General features: G+C 38.5%; 16 protein-coding genes. 12 read left to right on the top strand and 4 right to left on the bottom strand.

From position 1 onward, the window contains the following. Positions 1–3: 3 nt before the first annotated feature. The gene (locus FL972_RS12335) at positions 4–1,542 is read right to left on the bottom strand and encodes a helicase HerA-like domain-containing protein (RefSeq protein WP_144605768.1); all 1,539 of its coding nucleotides are present in this window, start codon (positions 1,540–1,542) and stop codon (positions 4–6) included. Between the two features lie 88 nt (positions 1,543–1,630). Then, entirely contained in the window at positions 1,631–2,038 is a 408-nt protein-coding gene (locus tag FL972_RS12330) for a DUF4332 domain-containing protein (RefSeq protein ID WP_091650644.1), read from the bottom strand. 202 nt (positions 2,039–2,240) lie between these two features. Here FL972_RS12330 and FL972_RS12325 point away from each other — a divergent pair, with 202 nt between their 5' ends. Then, entirely contained in the window at positions 2,241–2,936 is a 696-nt protein-coding gene (locus FL972_RS12325; protein ID WP_144605767.1) for an outer membrane protein assembly factor BamD, read from the top strand. 27 nt (positions 2,937–2,963) lie between these two features. On the opposite strand, the gene FL972_RS12320 is transcribed toward FL972_RS12325, so the two are convergent. Then, positions 2,964–3,566, bottom strand: a complete 603-nt coding sequence (locus tag FL972_RS12320) for a tetratricopeptide repeat protein (RefSeq protein WP_144605766.1) — start codon at positions 3,564–3,566, stop codon at positions 2,964–2,966. A 10-nt stretch (positions 3,567–3,576) separates the two neighbouring features. Then, positions 3,577–4,392 carry a 2,3,4,5-tetrahydropyridine-2,6-dicarboxylate N-succinyltransferase gene (locus tag FL972_RS12315; protein ID WP_144605765.1) on the bottom strand — a complete coding sequence of 272 codons (816 nt, stop codon included), beginning with the start codon at positions 4,390–4,392 and terminating at the stop codon, positions 3,577–3,579. Between the two features lie 20 nt (positions 4,393–4,412). Here FL972_RS12315 and FL972_RS12310 point away from each other — a divergent pair, with 20 nt between their 5' ends. From FL972_RS12310 to FL972_RS12260, 11 genes are all read left to right on the top strand, one after another. Continuing rightward, on the top strand, positions 4,413–5,537 hold the full coding sequence (locus tag FL972_RS12310; RefSeq protein ID WP_144605764.1) for a glycosyltransferase family protein: 1,125 nt from the start codon (positions 4,413–4,415) through the stop codon (positions 5,535–5,537). Between the two features lie 312 nt (positions 5,538–5,849). Then, entirely contained in the window at positions 5,850–6,512 is a 663-nt protein-coding gene (locus FL972_RS12305; protein WP_091650635.1) for a metal-dependent transcriptional regulator, read from the top strand. Next, entirely contained in the window at positions 6,509–7,423 is a 915-nt protein-coding gene (locus FL972_RS12300) for a metal ABC transporter solute-binding protein, Zn/Mn family (protein ID WP_144605763.1), read from the top strand. Before FL972_RS12305 ends, FL972_RS12300 begins: the two co-directional genes overlap by 4 nt. Next, the gene (locus FL972_RS12295; protein WP_144605762.1) at positions 7,420–8,208 is read left to right on the top strand and encodes a metal ABC transporter ATP-binding protein; all 789 of its coding nucleotides are present in this window, start codon (positions 7,420–7,422) and stop codon (positions 8,206–8,208) included. The genes FL972_RS12300 and FL972_RS12295 overlap by 4 nt, the downstream gene beginning before the upstream one ends. A 1-nt stretch (position 8,209) precedes the next feature. After that, complete coding sequence (locus tag FL972_RS12290) at positions 8,210–9,502, top strand: metal ABC transporter permease (RefSeq protein WP_144605761.1); 1,293 nt, start codon at positions 8,210–8,212, stop codon at positions 9,500–9,502. Then, complete coding sequence (locus FL972_RS12285) at positions 9,489–10,388, top strand: metal ABC transporter permease (protein ID WP_317129944.1); 900 nt, start codon at positions 9,489–9,491, stop codon at positions 10,386–10,388. Before FL972_RS12290 ends, FL972_RS12285 begins: the two co-directional genes overlap by 14 nt. 10 nt (positions 10,389–10,398) lie before the next feature. Then, positions 10,399–10,854, top strand: coding sequence for a thioredoxin family protein (locus tag FL972_RS12280; RefSeq protein WP_144605760.1), 456 nt, complete (start codon positions 10,399–10,401; stop codon positions 10,852–10,854). Then, positions 10,851–12,233 (top strand): tRNA uridine-5-carboxymethylaminomethyl(34) synthesis GTPase MnmE, encoded by a 1,383-nt coding sequence (gene mnmE / locus FL972_RS12275; RefSeq protein WP_144605759.1) that lies wholly within the window; start codon positions 10,851–10,853, stop codon positions 12,231–12,233. The genes FL972_RS12280 and mnmE overlap by 4 nt, the downstream gene beginning before the upstream one ends. A gap of 114 nt (positions 12,234–12,347) precedes the next feature. Continuing rightward, entirely contained in the window at positions 12,348–16,295 is a 3,948-nt protein-coding gene (locus tag FL972_RS12270; protein ID WP_144605758.1) for a class I SAM-dependent DNA methyltransferase, read from the top strand. After that, on the top strand, positions 16,292–17,182 hold the full coding sequence (locus FL972_RS12265; protein ID WP_144605757.1) for a toll/interleukin-1 receptor domain-containing protein: 891 nt from the start codon (positions 16,292–16,294) through the stop codon (positions 17,180–17,182). Before FL972_RS12270 ends, FL972_RS12265 begins: the two co-directional genes overlap by 4 nt. 1 nt (position 17,183) lies before the next feature. Further along, on the top strand, positions 17,184–18,236 hold the full coding sequence (locus FL972_RS12260) for a hypothetical protein (RefSeq protein ID WP_144605756.1): 1,053 nt from the start codon (positions 17,184–17,186) through the stop codon (positions 18,234–18,236). Positions 18,237–18,242: the final 6 nt, after the last annotated feature.

Here is an 18,242-nt window from a genome sequence, read left to right as displayed (position 1 = left end):
ACTTTATCTTTTACGGGTAAATGAACCTAAAATACCACGCGTCAATTCTCGGAAAATAGTTCTTCCCAATTGCCTAACCATGGTATTTTTACTCAACTCCTCGATTAGAGATTCGTCTTCTTTGGTACGACTTGCTGTTTTGGATCTTGAAGATGGACCAGGCAAAACAGCTTTTTCCTGTTCTTTTTCAATTTGGTTCATCTTCTTTTCCAGCAACTCAAATGCACTTTCTCTGTCTATATCTTCATTGTATTTTGAGGTCAAAGAAGATTTATTAACCAAATCATCTATTTCTGAATTGGTTAAAATGTCCATTCTTGAAATTGGCGCTCTGACAAGGGTATGAGCCAAAGGTGTAGGAATACCTTTTTCATTCAAAGCAGTAATTAAGGCTTCTCCTATCCCCATGGAGGTCAATACTTTGGAAGTATCATAAAACGGAGAGTCAGGGTAATTTTCAGCAGTTTTAGTGATGGCTTTCCTGTCCTTTGCTGTAAAGGCTCTTAAAGCATGCTGGACCTTTAAACCTAATTGTCCTAGGACAGAATCTGGAACGTCTGTAGGGGTTTGCGTACAAAAATACACCCCAACACCTTTTGAACGAATCAACTTGATAATTGCTTCAATCTTCTCTAAAAGATCTTTGGAAGCAGTAGAAAAAACTAAGTGTGCTTCGTCTATAAACAAACAAAGCTTAGGTTGATCAGCATCTCCTTGCTCTGGAAAGGTTTCATAAATCTCAGAAAGAATGCTGAGCATGAAGGTAGAAAAGAGTTTGGGCGTAGATTGGATATCAGTCAATCGAATCACAGAAATGACACCTTTTCCATTTTTAGTTCTTACGAAGTCTTCCACGTCAAAGGATTTCTCTCCGAAAAACCTTTCAGCACCCTGTTGCTCAAGTTCTATAATCTTTCGCATGATGGTATTCACCGATGCTGAGGATACACTTCCAAATTCCTTTGTGATAGCTTCTTTGCCCTCATTAACGATAAACTGAAGCACCCTTTTCAGATCTTTCAAATCTACCAACGGAAGATGATGTGTATCACAATATCTAAATACCAAAGAGATAACTCCTCCCTGCGTATCATTCAAATCCAAAATTTGAGAAATCAGGATGGGACCAAATTCAGAAACTGTAGCCTTTAATTTGACACCTTTCTCCTTAGAGATAGACATTAATTCTACGGGTAAGCCCATCGGCTCATAGTCTACCCCTATTTTTTGAGATCTTTTTAAGATGAAGTCTGAAGCTTCTCCAGGTTGAGCCAAGCCAGATAAATCTCCCTTCAAATCCATCAAAACCGATGGAACACCTTTTAATGAGAGCTGTTCTGCAATTACCTGAAGAGTTTTGGTTTTACCTGTTCCTGTGGCACCTGCTATCAAGCCGTGTCTGTTCATGGTTTTAAGAGGCACCTTGATTTGGGCTCCTGAAACTGCCTCTCCATTTAGGATACCAGTTCCCATGATGATATAGTCTTTTTTATAAACCTGACCTTCAGCCAGATGGGAGATAAACTTTTCTTCTTGACTCATCTTCTTTACTGATTTGAATGACAAACTACAAAAAAAACCTTGATGCAGGTCGCAAAAAGGTTTTTTTGAAATTAGATAAAAGGGAAACTTAATGAGTTACAACAGGATCCAATGCTTTTGCTTGGGCTACAAAATCCTCTACTCTGGATAATGCAGGAATAGCTCTTGTGAGTTTCTTTTCAGCATTGGTTTTTACCAAAGCAGCATGAAGATTTTCTGCATTACGATTTCTTAATTCTTTTACAGTATCAACTCCGGCTGCTTTGAGTAATTCTGCAAATTGACTGGCAATGCCATTGATTCTGAAAAGATCTGCCATATTGACCCAATCCAAAATTTTTCCTTCATCTATACCCGAAGCATCTGCAATTTTCTTTCTTCCAGATTTAGAAGCTCCATGTTGTAGCAAGCCTTCTACTGTTTTTACTCCAGCTTTTGCTAGTTTTTCCTTGAATACAGGTCCGATACCTTCAATAGCATCAATTGATTTTGCCATGTTATTAGTGTTTAGGTTAAAATGTTTCTTGACTCTAGCTTTTTAATCAGGTGATTAAACAAAACTATTATCCTAAAATAAAGACAATTTTTATCTTCCAAAATCCATTTTAAAGAATGTTTTAAAAAAACTCCATTTACAAACATTAACTTTCGTCTTCAAAAGCAAGTTTGTAACCTTGAAATTAAAATTGATTCAACCCGTGTTTTCAAAATATCTGCCACTATTCATCGGTATTTTCTTCCTAATTTCTTTTGCCTCTATAGCTCAGGGAGTTCCCAATCTTGGTCAGACTGACCGTTGGATGAAAGGTGCCCTAGCTGCCATGGAAAGACAGGATTATACCACTGCCAATTCCATATTCAGAAACCTGATCGACTCAGGATTACCCTTACCGGAAGAAATGCCCTATTATTTTGCAGAGACACTTTATCAGTTAGGTCAATATGATAATAGCTCCAACTTTTTGAATAAATATTTAGAAATTAATGGTTTCAGGGGAGCTAATTATCAAGGAGCACAAGAATTACAGAAAAAGCTGGAAGGGCCGCTCAAAGATATCATTCAATGTCAGCTCTGTGATAGAAAGGGCTATAGACTTGAACCCTGTTCAAACTGTGGAGGAAAGCAGAAATTAGAACAAAGTTGTACCTATTGTCGAGGCAAAGGTATTGTAGGATGCAGTAAGTGTGCAGCTACTGGAATGATTACAAAAAGGAATATTTTCAATATAGTTGAATACTTCGAATGCGACCGATGCGGAGGTGATGGAAGGTTGACTTGTCCCAACTGTCAAGGAAGCCTCAAAGAAATCAGTGAATGTAAAGTATGTGGAGGCACAGGAAGTTTGTCTACTGAACTCATTTGCAATCATCAAAAAATCGAGCATAAACATTAAAAAAAATCCCGCACGAAGCGGGATTTTTTAATTACAGTACTTTTCTAAAGCTTCTTTAGCTCCTGGATATTCCAAGCCATTTGCTAGCTGAAAATCTTCACAGCCTCCTCTTTTTTTATTGGTAGCTACTTTAAGCATTCCTCTATTAAAATAAGCCTGTGCAAAATCTTTGTCAAGCTTAATCGCATTATTATAGGCCTTCATCGCGTCTAGGGTATTTCCCAACTGATGAAGAGCTCTACCCTTCATAAAAGAAGCTGCTGCAGGAGCTCCTGAGATTTCTTCTGCCCTATTTGCAAAAAGCAAGGACTTAGAATACTCTTTGTTGAGATAATGGATATTGGCAATGCTTAAAAGAATCTGAAAGTTGTTAGGATCGATTTGCATCGCTTTTTCAAAATCATTCAATGCAGAATCATATTGGCCCTGCTCTTCAAATGCCCTTCCCCTGTTATAAAGGGAAGTAACATCATTAGGATTAAATTTCAGGGTTTCTGAATATTCGCCTACAGCTTCTTCATATTTACCCTTGTTGAAATAAGCATCCCCTTTGTTTTGCTTTGAATTAGAACAAGCCAGAAATGTTGCACTTAATAGTACAACACACCCGGCTCGGAGTAACATTTTCATAATAGTTGGTTTAGACTGCTACGTTATTTTCTCTCAATGCATCATTCAGTGAGGTTTTCAAATCCGTAGAAGCTTTTCTTTGACCGATGATCAATGCACAAGGAACTTGGAAAGTACCAGCACTGAATTCTTTGCTGATTGATCCTGGAATAACCACCGAACGAGGTGGAACATAACCTTTATATTCTTTAGGCTCAGAACCCGTCACATCAATGATTTTTGAGCTGGCTGTCAAAGTCACACCGGCACCGATTACCGCTTCTTTTCCTATTCTCACTCCTTCTACGATGATCGCTCTAGAGCCAACAAAAGCTCCATCCTCTACAATTACCGGAGCTGCCTGAACAGGTTCTAGCACACCTCCGATACCTACACCGCCACTTAAATGAACATTTTTGCCGATTTGAGCACAAGAACCGACAGTTGCCCAGGTATCAACCATCGTGCCACTGTCCACAAAGGCACCGATATTAACATAACTTGGCATCATGACCACTCCGCTTGCTAGATGTGCACCATATCGAGCTACAGCATGAGGAACTACACGAACACCTTGCTTGGCATAATTGGTCTTAAGCGCCATTTTATCATGAAATTCAAAAGGCCCAACTTCAATAGTTTGCATTTTCTGAATTGGAAAATACAGGATTACTGCCTTCTTCACCCAGTCATTTACCTTCCATGAACCATCTTCCTGTGGTTCAGCTACACGAATTTGACCCGCGTCCAAATCGGCGATGATAGTTTTGATGGCGATTTCGGTATCTTTTTCCTTAAGATATTCTCTTTTTTCCCAAGCTCTTTCGATGATTTCTCTGAGTTCCATTAAATTGTTTAGTTTCGTTTATGCATGTTGAATCGGCCTATAAGACTCCTGTACTGATCGCTTCAAGCTTAAAACCTATACAGGATACAAGAGCTTTTGCGAAGCTTGGCCTTTCGCTGCGTGAAACAAATAAATACAGGCTAAACTTCATAGGCTTTTCCTCTAAAAGACCTTTAAAATCCAGTGATGTTAGATATTTTTATTCTATCAGCGATATAAAATCTTTTTGGCAGAGAGCCTTTTTGCCGATCCGATTTCTATACCTAACCATCAAAACAAGGCCAAAAGTTCTCATTTGTTGTACTTGGGAATATTTATTGCCCGCTACACTCCTCAAATTTTTCCTGAGATATAGCTTGATTTATGATGTTCAGGAAAATTATCTAGCCAATCAAAATCTTCCTAATTCAAGAAGTTCTTTGGCTAAAAGCCTCTCAAAAACAGTCATTTTTTTATCAGAAAGATTGGCCTCCGTCGATTATTATCTCTTGGCTGAATCTTGCTATGCTATAGAAATGCCGAAAAAGAAACCAGCGCTAATACTCCCTAATTTATTTCAGGGAAAGATCAGAAAAACAAAGCCATTTAAGGTCGATGAAAAACCAGAGATCCATCTCTTAGTTACTGGTACCCTTAGCCCTGCATTTGGTACCTTAGACGCCTTAAAATGGGTTGATATACTTATCCAAGACTTCCCACAAATTAAGCTTCATGTTATCGGGCATTGCACAATTGAGAAATTCGGGGAAGAGCTGACTGATTTTGTTATAAACAAATCCTACATCAATCTTGAAATTTCCAGGCAACCTATAGCTCATGAGCAAATCATTGAAGCTATGGAACTGGCCGACTTTGTACTCTTACCTTATAAACAAAGCCCTGAAATAGCTCCCAAAATGCCGACTAAACTGTATGAATGTGCCGGTTTAGGGAAAGCAGTTTTACATAGTCCTAATCCCAATTGGGAGAACTTTTTGTCTCAATTTGGAGGAGGTAAATCAATTGACTTTTTAGACTTATTAAATGCTAGATCTTCTTTCAAGGTAGCATTATCCAATTATTACTTTCAAGGAGAAATCCCATCAGAAATCCATTGGGATACGGTTAAGCCTGATTTCCAGAGATTAATCCAATCTCTCTCTTAGTACAATTCCCTACCCCGGGGATAAGTGGAAAACTTATCCACCAATCAACTCCTTTTTACACTCGATTTTCATAAATGGAAACTCATTTCCAAAGTACCCTATTGAGGTTATTTTATGAAATGTATATTTTTAAAATATTGATATAAAGCATTTTAACCCATTTTTTAGATAGTATTAATTTATATTTTAGCCTAGACTAAAATCCAAATCACAATAAAAATGAGCTTATCCACAGGCGATTTAGACGGTTTCAAATTATATTTTAGCTATATCTAAAAATATTTTTATCTTTGTCTTATTAAATTCCAGACGATGAACTTGACCACAGCTGAAGAGAATTATTTAAAAGCCATTTACCATCTCTCCGATGGTGGAAAAAAATCTGTATCAACCAATGATGTTGCTGGTGAAATGAATACCAAGCCGGCCTCTGTCTCTGATATGCTCCGTAAGCTTGGAGAGAAAGAAGTGATTGAGTACCGAAAATATTACGGGGTCAATATTACCGATGAAGGAAAAAAGAGAGCCTTACAAACTATCCGGAAACACAGACTGTGGGAAGTTTTTTTGGTTGAGAAACTCAACTTTGCTTGGGATGAAGTTCATGAGGTCGCAGAAGAACTTGAACACATACAGTCTCCCCTACTGATCCAAAGGCTGGATGCATTTCTTAATTATCCGAAATTTGATCCTCACGGTGATCCAATACCGGATGAATTTGGGGATGTCAGAGCAAGACCAAGGATTCCATTAAATGAAATGGAGCTTAATCAATCCGGTCAGATCGTGGCGGTGAAAGATAGTTCCGCTGCCTTCTTGAGATATCTTGATAAAGTCGGAGCTTACATTGGGGCGAGAATCAAAGTTTTGGACAAGGTAGAGTTTGATGGTTCTTTGGAAATATTGGTTGATCAAAAGAAAAATATCTTTATGTCCAAGGATGTTGCCGGTAACATTTTGGTGCTTCAGTCATGATCAGGGTTTATCCTATTCTAATTTGTATCCTTTTACTTTCATCCTGTAAGTTTCGTGAAACCGAAAAAAATGGATTACCGGTGATCGTAACCACCACTTCCATTTTGGCTGATGGAATTAAAAATCTTGTTGGAGAAAATGCTCGGGTTATCGCCTTAATGCCTGCTGGAGTTGACCCGCATTTATATAAAGCTTCAGTAAGGGATTTGGATCTTTTGCAGGATGCAGATTTAGTCATTTACCATGGATTGTACTTAGAAGGTAAAATGACGGAAATATTTGAAAAATTAGCCTTTAGCAAAGATTTGATTAATGTTTCGAAGCAAATACCCGATTCATTATTGATTAGAGCAGGGCCTGAAGCTCATAGTGTAGATCCACATATTTGGTTCGATGTTTCCCTTTGGACAATGGCTATGCAATTCGCTTCTGAAGAAATTATCGCCTGGAAACCGGAATGGAAAAGCACTATTGAATCAAATTCAAAACAGTATTTCCAGCAATTGGATCAGCTACATCAAGAAGTCATAGATAAAGCCCAACTCTTGAATCAGAGTCAGCAAGCATTAATTACGGCGCATGATGCTTTTGCCTATTTTGGTAAAGCTTATTCTATCGAAGTTAAGGGTCTACAAGGACTATCCACCTTAAGCGAACCGGGTCTTAGAGATCTTACCGGTCTCGTTCAATTTATTGTAGATAGAAATATCAAAGCGGTATTTGCAGAGCAAACCATTTCCCCAAAAGCCATTAAAGCTGTAGTGGCAGGATGTGAAAATGCAGGCCATCCTATCCAATTAGCCGGACCATTATACACTGACAGTCTGGATGGTCCTGAAACTCCGGCGGGAACTTACATAGGTATGTTCCGCTCCAATATTGAAACCATATTCAAAAGCCTATTGCCATGATCCAACAAGTAGAAAATCCAATTTTAGAAATCCATGATCTAACGGTGAGTTATGATCAATCGCCTGTCTTATGGAACGTGGATTTAAGCTTGCCTGAAGGAAAGCTGATTGGAATCTTAGGGCCTAATGGAGCTGGTAAATCAACCTTGATCAAGGCTATCATGGGTTTGGTCCAGGCTAGTGGAGGTTATGTTAAAATTTTCGATAAGGATTTGGACCAAGTAAGAAACCGGATCAGCTATGTTCCCCAACGGGAATCTGTAGATTGGAATTTCCCTGCTTCTGTTTTGGATGTAGTGCTTATGGGTACCTATGGGAAATTGGGCCTATTCAAAAGGCCTGGGAAAAAAGAAAAAGAGCTTGCTCATAGTTGTCTGGAAAAGGTAGGAATGAGTGCCTTTGCCTCTCGGCAAATTTCCGAACTATCAGGCGGACAACAGCAAAGAGTCTTTATTGCAAGAGCTTTAGCACAGGAAGCTGATTTGTATTTGATGGATGAGCCTTTTGCAGGAGTGGATATGGCAACTGAAACTGCCATTTTCCAATTACTACAGGAAATGAGTAAGGAAGGAAAGACTATCGTCGTGGTGCATCATGATATACATTCAGCAATGAGTTACTTCGAATGGATCATCATGCTCAACTTACACTTGGTGGCCTCAGGCCCGAAGCAAGAGGTAGTTAGTGAAGAACTACTCAGAAAAACATACGGAGGAAAGTTAAATCTCCTGACCAAAGTAACTGACCTCATCCGTAAGAAAGAATTCAATCCACTTAAAAACTGATATGGAGGATTTTCTCTATTTCTTTTCATTCCAAGACTCTTCCATCCTATTTATAGTGATGGGGATTACCTTATTGGGTATAGGGTCAGCCTATGTGGGTACTTTCAGTTTTTTGGATAACAAGGCCCTTCTCGGGGATGCCATCTCTCATGCAGTATTGCCAGGTATATGTTTGGGGTTCATTTTAGCAGGTGAAAAAAATCCGTTTTACATAGTCGGAGGAGCCATTTTCTCCGGAGCTCTTGCTACTTTTTTGAGTTCATGGCTTAAAGAAAACACCAAACTGAGCGAGGATTCTATCATAGCTGTAATCCTATCTGTTTTTTTCGGTTTTGGCATCGTGCTTTTGACTATGATCCAAAAGACAGGCAATCCAGAAATGGCCGGATTAAATCAGTTTATTTTCGGCAATGCCATAGGAATACTGGAAGAAGACCTTTGGGTTTATGGCTCCCTATCACTATTGATTATTCTAACGCTCAGTTTACTGCTAAAAGAATTCAGTCTTCTGGTTTTCAATGCTGAATATGGAAAAGCAATCGGCTTTCCCATGAAGGGAATTCGTGTTGTCTTCAACATTTTAATGATCCTTTCAGTAGTCATCGGTATTCAGGCAATTGGAGTTGTCTTGATGGCAGCCTTATTGATCACCCCTGGAGCAGCAGCTAGGTTTTGGACTGATAGGCTCGGAACGCTTTTGATTTTGGCGGCTCTTTTTGCGATTATTTCCGGAATAGTCGGAACCTACATTTCGTTTATCATCCCCCAAATGCCAACCGGTCCTTGGGTTGTGGTCAGCCTATCAACCCTGGCTTTGATTTCTTTTCTTTTCGCTCCAAAAAAGGGAGTTCTATTCCGTTTTATTTCCCGTCAATCTTATTTAAAAAAGACGCATAAGGAGCATGTGCTTAAGAGTCTTTACAAAGCAATGGAGAAGCAAAAATCCGGGCTTCAAATCCAAGAACTTCTTTCAATGTATCCAGTCCATAAAACTGAAACTTTGAAATCAATTAAAACTCTAAATAAAATAAATCAATTAACTGTTAAAGAAGGTTTTATAGAATTAAATGAGAGTGGAAAGAAAGAAGCAAAAAGGATTGTAAGACTACATAGATTGTGGGAATTGTATTTGAATGAATACATGAATATCGCCCCTGATCACGTACATGATTCTGCTGAAAAATTAGAACATTTGATCACTCCTGAATTAGAGGAGCTTTTAGATAACAGATTGAATTATCCAAAGCTAGATCCTCATCAGGAAAATATCCCAAGAGACCATGATGACCATTGATACCAATGCTTTTCTGATCATTTTCACAGCATCCCTGATTGCCATTTCCTGTGGACTTTTGGGAGTATTTATGATGCTTCGCAAAATGTCTATGACAGGAGATGCTATTTCACATGCAGTATTGCCTGGAATTGTCATTGGCTTTTTTATTTCCGGAACCCAGAGAGGTATTGAGGTGATTATTGGAGCCGGTTTACTGGGAATTTTAGCCACGCTTATCATTGATTGGTTGAGAAAAAAAGCCAAAGTTCAATTGGACGCTTCAATTGGTATCACCTTCACTCTATTATTCGCTATCGGAATAATTCTGATCAATATGCTTGCCTACAAGGTGGATCTGGATCAGGAATGTGTGCTTTACGGTGAAATCGCCTATTTGCCCATTGATTTATGGATCACCAAATCTGGTTTTAGTCTTGGGCCAAGGATTACTTGGCTGGCTGTTTTAAACCTACTTTTAGTAATCACATTTATTTGGCTGTTATTTAAAGAATTAAAGCTCACAAGTTTTGATGAAAGCTTCGGGATCGTTTTGGGAATTCCTGCAGGTGCCATCAATTTAGCTTTAATGTCTATGGTTTCGTATACAACAGTTAGCAGCTTTGAGGCAGTTGGTGCGATTTTGGTAGTAGCTTTATTAGTAGTGCCTCCAGCCACTGCTTTCCTCTGGACCAAGCAAATCAAGTCTTTAATCAAATTGACGATAGGTATTGGAATCGGAATTTCAGTCATCGGATATTACCTCGCCTTTTGGTTGGATTCTTCGATTGCTGGTATGATGGTTAGCGTTGCCGGTTTCGTTTTCTTGACTTCAGCTGTTTTAACAAGCAAAAAGTCTAAATTTAAATTCGGAACTCAATCTAAGGAGGAGGCGTTTAGTTCCTGAATTACAGCTTATGAAAAAATTATTTCTTCTTTTCTTCCTTTTCACTTTCACTCAATTGGTTTTTGCCCAGCAAGAAATCAAATGGATGAAATTTGAGGATGCTATCGCGGCCAATGAGAAAAATCCTAAGATGCTATTGGTAGATGTATACACCGATTGGTGTGGCTGGTGCAAGAAAATGGATAAGGAAACCTTTACAGATCCAAAGGTGGTAGAATATATCAACGCAAAATTTTATGCGGTAAAATTAAATGCCGAGGATACTAAAAGGACCTTTACTTTTGGTGGCAGAGAATTCAATGAAGCAGAAATGGCTGCAGCCATGAGGGTTCGCTCCTATCCTAATTTTGTGATAATAGAACCGACCTTACAAAATATAGCCCAACTTCCAGGTTACAGACAGCCGGAGCAATTTTTAGCGGGCTTGAATGAATTAATAGAAAAAGCCTTTAGACCAAAGCCATGAGCTTTTCACTCTCCGAGCGAAATGACACTATTATTGCTTTGGCCACACCTCAGGGTGTAGGTGCCATTGCGGTCATCCGACTTTCAGGACCAGATTCTATCAAATTGGTTAATGAGGTTTTTCAGGGGAAAAACCTTGAAAAGCAAGATTCTCATACTATTCATTTTGGAACAATCCGTGATGGCGACAAGATCATAGATGAAGTTCTCGTATCGCTTTTTATAGCTCCCAAATCATTTACCAAGGAAAATGTGGTTGAAATTTCAACTCACGGTTCCTCCTATATCATCAACCAGGTAATTCGCCTTTTCATGAAAAAAGGTGTTCGGCCTGCCAAGCCTGGAGAATTCACTCAGAGAGCTTTTCTGAATGGGCAATTTGACTTGGCTCAAGCAGAAGCCGTTGCGGATTTGATACACTCAGACTCTGAAGCTTCCCATCAAGCAGCATTGAATCAAATGAGAGGTGGGTTTTCTTCTGAGATTCAGGAATTGAGATCCAAACTCATTCACTTTGCTTCTATGATTGAGTTGGAGCTTGATTTTACCGAAGAAGACGTGGAATTTGCCAGCAGAGATGACTTGAGAGACTTGGTAGAGAAGTTATTGAGAGTGGTAGAAGAGCTAATTCTCAGCTTTGACCTCGGGAATGTTATCAAAAATGGGGTTCCAACTGTCATAGCAGGAAAACCCAATGCCGGAAAGTCTACCCTACTCAATGCCTTGCTCAATGAGGAAAAAGCCATTGTATCAGATATTGCAGGAACCACTAGGGATTTTATCGAAGATGAAATCAATATTGGTGGAGTGATTTTCCGATTTATCGATACTGCAGGTTTGAGAGAAACCACAGACACGATTGAGGCAATCGGTGTAAGCCGAACTCAGGAGAAAATGAAAACGGCTTCTCTGATTTTATACCTTTTTGATTTGGGTGACACAGACTTAGTAGAGATCAATCGGGATGTCAATAAGCTGGAAAATCTGGGAGTTCCTTTTGTGAAAGTAGCCAATAAGGTAGATAAGGCTAATACCCAATTGATCAGTGAATTAAAAGAAAAGCATCCGGACAGCATTTTTATCTCAGCAGGTCAAAAAGAAAATTTAGAAGGTCTCAAGGCTAAAATTCTGGAGCTGGTCAATTTGGATAAATTCAAAACCGGAAATACCGTGGTGACCAATATTAGGCATTATGATTCATTGACTAAAACCAGGGAATCGCTTTTGGATGTTTTGGGAGGATTGGATCAGGAAGTGACCAATGACTTTTTGGCCATGGATATCAGAAGATCCCTGCATTATCTTGGAGAAATCACCGGTGAGATCACAACCGATGATTTATTGGCGAATATCTTTTCGAAGTTTTGTATCGGGAAGTAAAACGCCCAAATCAAGACAGCCTGTGTCTTAATTATTTTTTCTGGAAAATCGATTGCCTTTTTAGTCAAAAAAAATGCATCTTGAAGACAGTTTTTTCAAGCAAGTTGATTTCTGATGACCGAAAAGTATCTCAAACCCAAACAGGCCCTCAATCCTGCATTCCGAAAAGTAAAACCTAACCGGGTTGCCATTGAGAGCTTTAAATCGAATCTCATTCAACTGATCGACCGAATCAATGAATCTGAATCCGAGGAGTTTCACAAAAATCTGGTCATCGACTTTTTAAAGAAAACCTACTACGATCCCTCCCACTTTGTCAACACCAAAGGCAAAAATGACCTAGTTATCCATACCGGAGATAGTGCCAAATCCAGCGTAGGAGTCATCGTAGAAGCCAAAAAACCAACCAATAAAGCGGATATGATCACTAGGTCTAATCTGAACTACAAGGCTTTTCAGGAACTAGTGTTATACTATCTGCGTGAGCGAATTTCTCATACTAATCTGGAAGTCAAGCATTTGGTTGTCACCAATATTCATGAGTGGTTTATTTTCGATGCACTCGCCTTTGATCGGCATTTTGCCCAGGACAAAGCATTGGTCAAGAAATTCGAGGACTTTGAAGCGGGGAGATTGGCGGAGTTTAAGACGGATTTTTTCTACAAAAACATCGCTGAACCCGCCATCGAAAAGGTAAAGGATCAGATTCCTTTCACCTACTTTGATTTCCGGGACTATGAAAAACCACTGCGAAATACAGACAAAAGCGATGATATCAAGCTGATTGCACTTTTCAAACTCCTTTCACCTGAACATTTACTAAAACTGCCCTTTGCCAACGACAGCAATAGCCTGGACAGACGATTTTACAGCGAACTGCTGCACATTATTGGACTAAGCGAAACCAACGATGGCGGGAAAAAGGTGATCGGGAGAAGTAAGGTTGGGGAGCGGAATGCGGGTTCCATTTTGGAAAGTACCATCACCGAACTGGACAGCTTGGACAAAATCAGCAGATTGGGAAAACCCGGTCTGTTTGGTTCCACCCATGAAGAACGGCTTTTCAACGTTGGCTTAGAGCTCACGATAACTTGGATCAATAGAATCCTCTTTCTCAAGCTATTGGAAGCTCAGTTGATCAATTATCATCAAGGTGACCGCTCTTATTCCTTCCTGAATCGGGATAAAATCAGAAATTATGACGACCTCAATAGCTTATTTTTTAAAGTCTTAGCAAGAAAGTACCAAGACCGATCTGAAGAGATCAAGCAGGTTTTTAGAAATGTTCCTTACCTGAATAGTTCGCTATTTGAGCCGACGGATATGGAACACGACACCCTGTTCATCTCCAATCTCCAAGATGAAAAATCCATCCCGATTATCGGAAGCACGGTTTTGAAAAATGATCAGGGGAAAAAGCGGACTGGAAGTCTTCCCGCTTTGGAATACCTCTTGGAGTTTCTGAATGCCTACGATTTCAGTTCGGAGGGTTCAGAGGACATTCAGGAAGAAAACAAGACCCTGATCAACGCTTCTGTCCTCGGTCTGATATTCGAGAAAATCAATGGCTACAAAGATGGATCCGTGTTTACCCCAGGGTTTATCACCATGTATTTGTCGTCCAAGACAATTCGGAAAACAATCATCCAAAAATTCAATCAGGCCAAAGGGTGGAACTGCCAAAGTTTTGAAGAACTGAAGGAAGACATACAGGAGGAAATCAGATCGGGAAACAGAAAAGAAGTCAGAAGAATAGCCAATGAAATCATCAATAGCCTGAAAATCGTGGATCCCGCGGTCGGGTCCGGACATTTTCTGGTTTCGGTATTAAATGAATTGATTGCCATCAAGAGTGAGTTGAAAATCTTGGTGGATTCCAATTTTGACCCGATCAGTAGTCATGTGGTCGAAGTGGTCAATGATGAATTGATCATTGCTGACTTGGAGGGTAATTTATTTGAATACAGTTATTTAAGTAAAGAAAGCCAACGCATTCAGGAAACGCTTTTTCACGAAAAGCAGACGATTATCGAAAACTGTCTTTTCGGGGTGGACATCAATCCCAACTCCGTCAAAATCTGCCGTTTGAGGCTTTGGATTGAGCTTTTGAAAAGTGCCTATTACAAGGAGTCAAGTACTGGAAAAGGCAACAGCTCTCCCGTTTGCTATGCAGATAGTGAGGAAGTAAGACAGGAATACAAAGACCTTCGAGGTTTTGAAAACCTCAAAGGTCAACGCGAGTTGGAAACCCTTCCCAACATCGACATCAATATCAAAGTTGGTAATTCCCTTGTTTCAAGATTTGAATTGCATTCAGATCTTAAATCCGCTTTAAAAGGGTCTTGGAAAATCGAAGACTACAAAACGGCAGTTTCCACCTACCGCAATGCAAAGAGCAAGGACGAAAAACGGGCCATGGAAGCCCTGATCGCACAGATCAAAACGAACTTCCGATCCGAGATTTCCAAAAACGACCCCAAGATTCTCCGCAAAGCAAAACTTGGTGGGGAACTTTACAACCTGACCAGTCAGACCGGACTCTTCGAGGAATCTGCGAAAGAGAAAAAAATCCGCTTGGCCAAAGTGGAAAAAGTCACCGCGGAGCTTATCAAACTGGAAGCTCAGATCGAGGAAATTAGATCCAATCAGATCTATGAAAATGCCTTTGAATGGCGGTTTGAGTTTCCTGAAGTGCTCAATGACGAAGGTGATTTTGTGGGTTTCGATGTGGTGATCGGCAATCCGCCCTACATCCGACAGGAGGAATTTTCCGAGCTCAAACCTTATCTAAAATCTAGATTCCAAACTTTTGCGGGAACAGCCGATCTCTACGTCTATTTTGTCGAGCTGAGCATGAACCTGCTCCGGGATTCAGGACACTTCGTTTTTATCATTCCCAATAAATGGATGCGTGCCGGATATGGCAAATCGCTCAGGAATTATGTCAAAACCTTCCAAATCAATGAATTATTGGATTTTGGAGATTTGCCTGTATTCGAAGAAGCCACGACTTACCCCTTGATAATTTCCCTTTCCAACTCCTATTCGAGCAAAAATTTCAGAGCGGTAAACTTAGATACACTGGATTTCCCGACTGGAATGGTAAACTACCTCAATGAAAATCAACTCGAAGTCTCCCCTGCCGGTCTCTCCGAAGCTGGCTGGACACTGACTGACAGTCGATCGCAAGCCTTGCTGCTCAAACTCAAATCCCAAGGCGTTCCGCTATCAGAATATGTAGATGGAAAAATTTTCAGGGGAGTACTAACTGGTTTAAACGAAGCCTTTGTGATCGATCTAGCTGCCAAAGAGCGATTAATAGCAGAAGATCCCCGAAGTGCGGATGTGATCAAGCCCTTTTTGGCAGGTAGGGAAATTAAAAGGTTTCAAACCCCTACCCCTGAGAAATATCTGATTCTATTTCCGAAAGGATTCACAATCAAAAGTAATTTACCCGATGGTGACCCTAATAAAATAATTCATGTAAATGAGCCACCAAGATATGGGTACATGGACTATGACCCAGCAAGGGAATGGCTTCAAAAAAATTATCCCGCTATTTCGAATCATCTAAAACCATTTGAAAAAGCAGCAAAAAAGCGAACTGATCAAGGAGATTTTTGGTGGGAATTGAGAGCTTGTGATTACTATAATGAGTTTGAGAAAGAAAAGATTATTTACCCAAATATTTGTAAAAGGCCTGAATTCACATTAGATGATCAATCTCAGTACACCAATCAAAAATGTTTTATTATCTCAAAATTTGATAAAGGTCTATTAGGAATATTAAATAGCAAGATTTCCTATTTCTTATTTGAACAGATTTTGCCAAAATTAAGAGGAGGCTTTTTTGAACCTAGTTATCTCTATTTCAAAGATTTCCCTATACTCAAAGATGATACTGGAAGAATAGATTTACTAGTAGAACAAATCCTTGAAACCAAAAAGCAAGATCCAACCTCGGATACCTCGACTCTTGAAGATGAAATTGACCAATTGGTTTATGAGCTTTATGGGTTGAGTGAGGAGGAGATTGGGATAGTGGAAGGGAGGAAATTATGACCTTGCAAGAAATTCACGACAGATTCTCGGATTACATATTTAAAGTAGAAAAAGAGAAGCATGTTATGGTAACAAACCATAACTACACTTTATTTGAAGAAAATGAAAATGAAAAAAAGGAATTTAAATTCAAAGTTGCAACAGCATTCAATATTTTTAAATTATATAAACAAATTGCTATAATATTTGATGATTTTGGCGAAAGAGAACTTTTTCTAATACCTGAGATATTAACAAGATATTTAAACAATGAAGAATATAAAAATTTGATAATTGAAGTTAAGGACCCAATTGATCCTTCAAGGTTATATACTGGAAAAAACATGCTATTTACTGGAAGGATATTTATTGAATGCAACAGAATAACATATAAAAGAGAAACATTATATAAACATATTGACAATTTAAAATTCACATATAACAACACTCCATTATATTTTTCCATTAGAACTACTGAAGATTACGAGAATATGGACAAAACAACTCTAAAAAACATATTTCTATGCCATGATTTCAACGATAAAGAAATAGTTTATAAAGTAAATGCAGAATTATCAAGAAAGATGTATAATGTATGGTTTGATAAATTTTCAATTAAACCTGGCGATTCTATATTTGAAAAAATATCTGAAGGATTAAATAAATGTGACAATGGATTACTTTTTATAAGCAAATCATTTTTGAAAAATGAAGGGTGGGTAAGATTCGAGCTCCAATCGTTAATTAATAAGCAAGTTTACGAAAAAAAGAAAGTAATTATTCCAATTTGGTTGGATATTGACTTAGATGATTTAAAAGATTATCCTTGGCTTAGAGATAAACTAGCTATAAAATATTCAGAAGAGGTAAAGGAATTTGTGAAGGAAATCGAAAATGGATTAATTTAGAATGAAATATCATTTTGCGAAAAATTACCCAAAAGAAAACGGACCTAAATTATGGGAATTACAATTATTCTTGATGAAAATTTGTGAAAGCTATTTAGGCAAGAAAGATGTCAGTAAGATAATTTATCAGCCTGTATTTAATGACTCACCACCTTGCATTATAAACACTCCTAATTCAGATGGCGCTTTTGCTTCTTTGAGTAGAAATGCAGCAACTTATTGGCCTACTGCTCTATTTGAATTAGCTCACGAAACTGTCCATTTACTGAATCCTGCAATTCGAGCGAATTATTTAGAAGAAGGATTTGCCTCATTATTTTCTTTACAAATGTCAATTGAATATGGGGATTCAAGTGGAAATTACAATAAATCTGAATATCAAATAGCTTTGGAGTTATTACATCAAATTCCAGAGAAAGATTTATGGCAAGTTGGGAGGACAATAAGGGAGAAATTTGGCGCTTTTTCATCTGTTTCTGTTGAAGGATTACTTGAACTATTTCCTCATTGGGGATTATTAATTTGTATGAAACTCCTAACACATTTTAACAATTCCATAAAAAATGAATTTGTTAGATTAGAAATTTTACCAACTCCTTATATAGATATTTCTGGGAAAGAAATAAATAGGTCTGATAATGAGATAAGTTTTCAATTATTGTTTAATGATGAGGTTGTGGGTGATGTCTATGGAATAATTAATGATGTTGGATGTTTAGTAAGTGTGATTAAAATTTATAAGGAAGAACTCAGGAATAAAGGCATCGGATTTAAAATTTTTAAATATTTATTTTTGACTCTCGGAGGCTATCCAAAAATTAAAGTGATTTATGGAAGTTGGCACGCTGGTGGAGAATTTCAAGATTATGAGGATGGAAAATCTACTAATCTTAAAATTTTTAAAGATTCTATAGAAAATGGAAATGACGAGGTGATTTCTGCATTTAGCACCCCAACTGGTAAATGGGCTAGAAAACTAGGCTTCAATAAGTGCAATATAATATCCAATTCCATCGAATCTGTGGAAGTCGAGTTCTACAAAGTAGATTTATAAAATAAT

The sequence above is a fragment of the Algoriphagus algorifonticola genome (genome assembly GCF_007655305.1).
Taxonomy (GTDB): Bacteria; Bacteroidota; Bacteroidia; order Cytophagales; family Cyclobacteriaceae; genus Algoriphagus; species Algoriphagus algorifonticola.
Note: the sequence above shows the minus strand (reverse complement) of the source record. Positions and strands in the feature narration are given on the sequence as shown.

Bases quoted from the DNA above. Each gene is read 5' to 3' on its own strand.
- FL972_RS12295 (WP_144605762.1), top strand. From the start codon at position 7,420: ATGATCCAACAAGTAGAAAATCCAATTTTAGAAATCCATGATCTAACG.
- FL972_RS12265 (WP_144605757.1), top strand. From the start codon at position 16,292: ATGACCTTGCAAGAAATTCACGACAGATTCTCGGATTACATATTTAAA.
- FL972_RS12290 (WP_144605761.1), top strand. From the start codon at position 8,210: ATGGAGGATTTTCTCTATTTCTTTTCATTCCAAGACTCTTCCATCCTA.
- FL972_RS12260 (WP_144605756.1), top strand. From the start codon at position 17,184: ATGAAATATCATTTTGCGAAAAATTACCCAAAAGAAAACGGACCTAAA.
- FL972_RS12330 (WP_091650644.1), bottom strand. From the start codon at position 2,038: ATGGCAAAATCAATTGATGCTATTGAAGGTATCGGACCTGTATTCAAG.
- mnmE (WP_144605759.1), top strand. From the start codon at position 10,851: ATGAGCTTTTCACTCTCCGAGCGAAATGACACTATTATTGCTTTGGCC.
- FL972_RS12280 (WP_144605760.1), top strand. From the start codon at position 10,399: ATGAAAAAATTATTTCTTCTTTTCTTCCTTTTCACTTTCACTCAATTG.
- FL972_RS12285 (WP_317129944.1), top strand. From the start codon at position 9,489: ATGATGACCATTGATACCAATGCTTTTCTGATCATTTTCACAGCATCC.
- FL972_RS12310 (WP_144605764.1), top strand. From the start codon at position 4,413: ATGCATGTTGAATCGGCCTATAAGACTCCTGTACTGATCGCTTCAAGC.
- FL972_RS12270 (WP_144605758.1), top strand. From the start codon at position 12,348: ATGACCGAAAAGTATCTCAAACCCAAACAGGCCCTCAATCCTGCATTC.
- FL972_RS12315 (WP_144605765.1), bottom strand. From the start codon at position 4,392: ATGGAACTCAGAGAAATCATCGAAAGAGCTTGGGAAAAAAGAGAATAT.
- FL972_RS12305 (WP_091650635.1), top strand. From the start codon at position 5,850: ATGAACTTGACCACAGCTGAAGAGAATTATTTAAAAGCCATTTACCAT.
- FL972_RS12300 (WP_144605763.1), top strand. From the start codon at position 6,509: ATGATCAGGGTTTATCCTATTCTAATTTGTATCCTTTTACTTTCATCC.
- FL972_RS12320 (WP_144605766.1), bottom strand. From the start codon at position 3,566: ATGAAAATGTTACTCCGAGCCGGGTGTGTTGTACTATTAAGTGCAACA.
- FL972_RS12335 (WP_144605768.1), bottom strand. From the start codon at position 1,542: ATGAGTCAAGAAGAAAAGTTTATCTCCCATCTGGCTGAAGGTCAGGTT.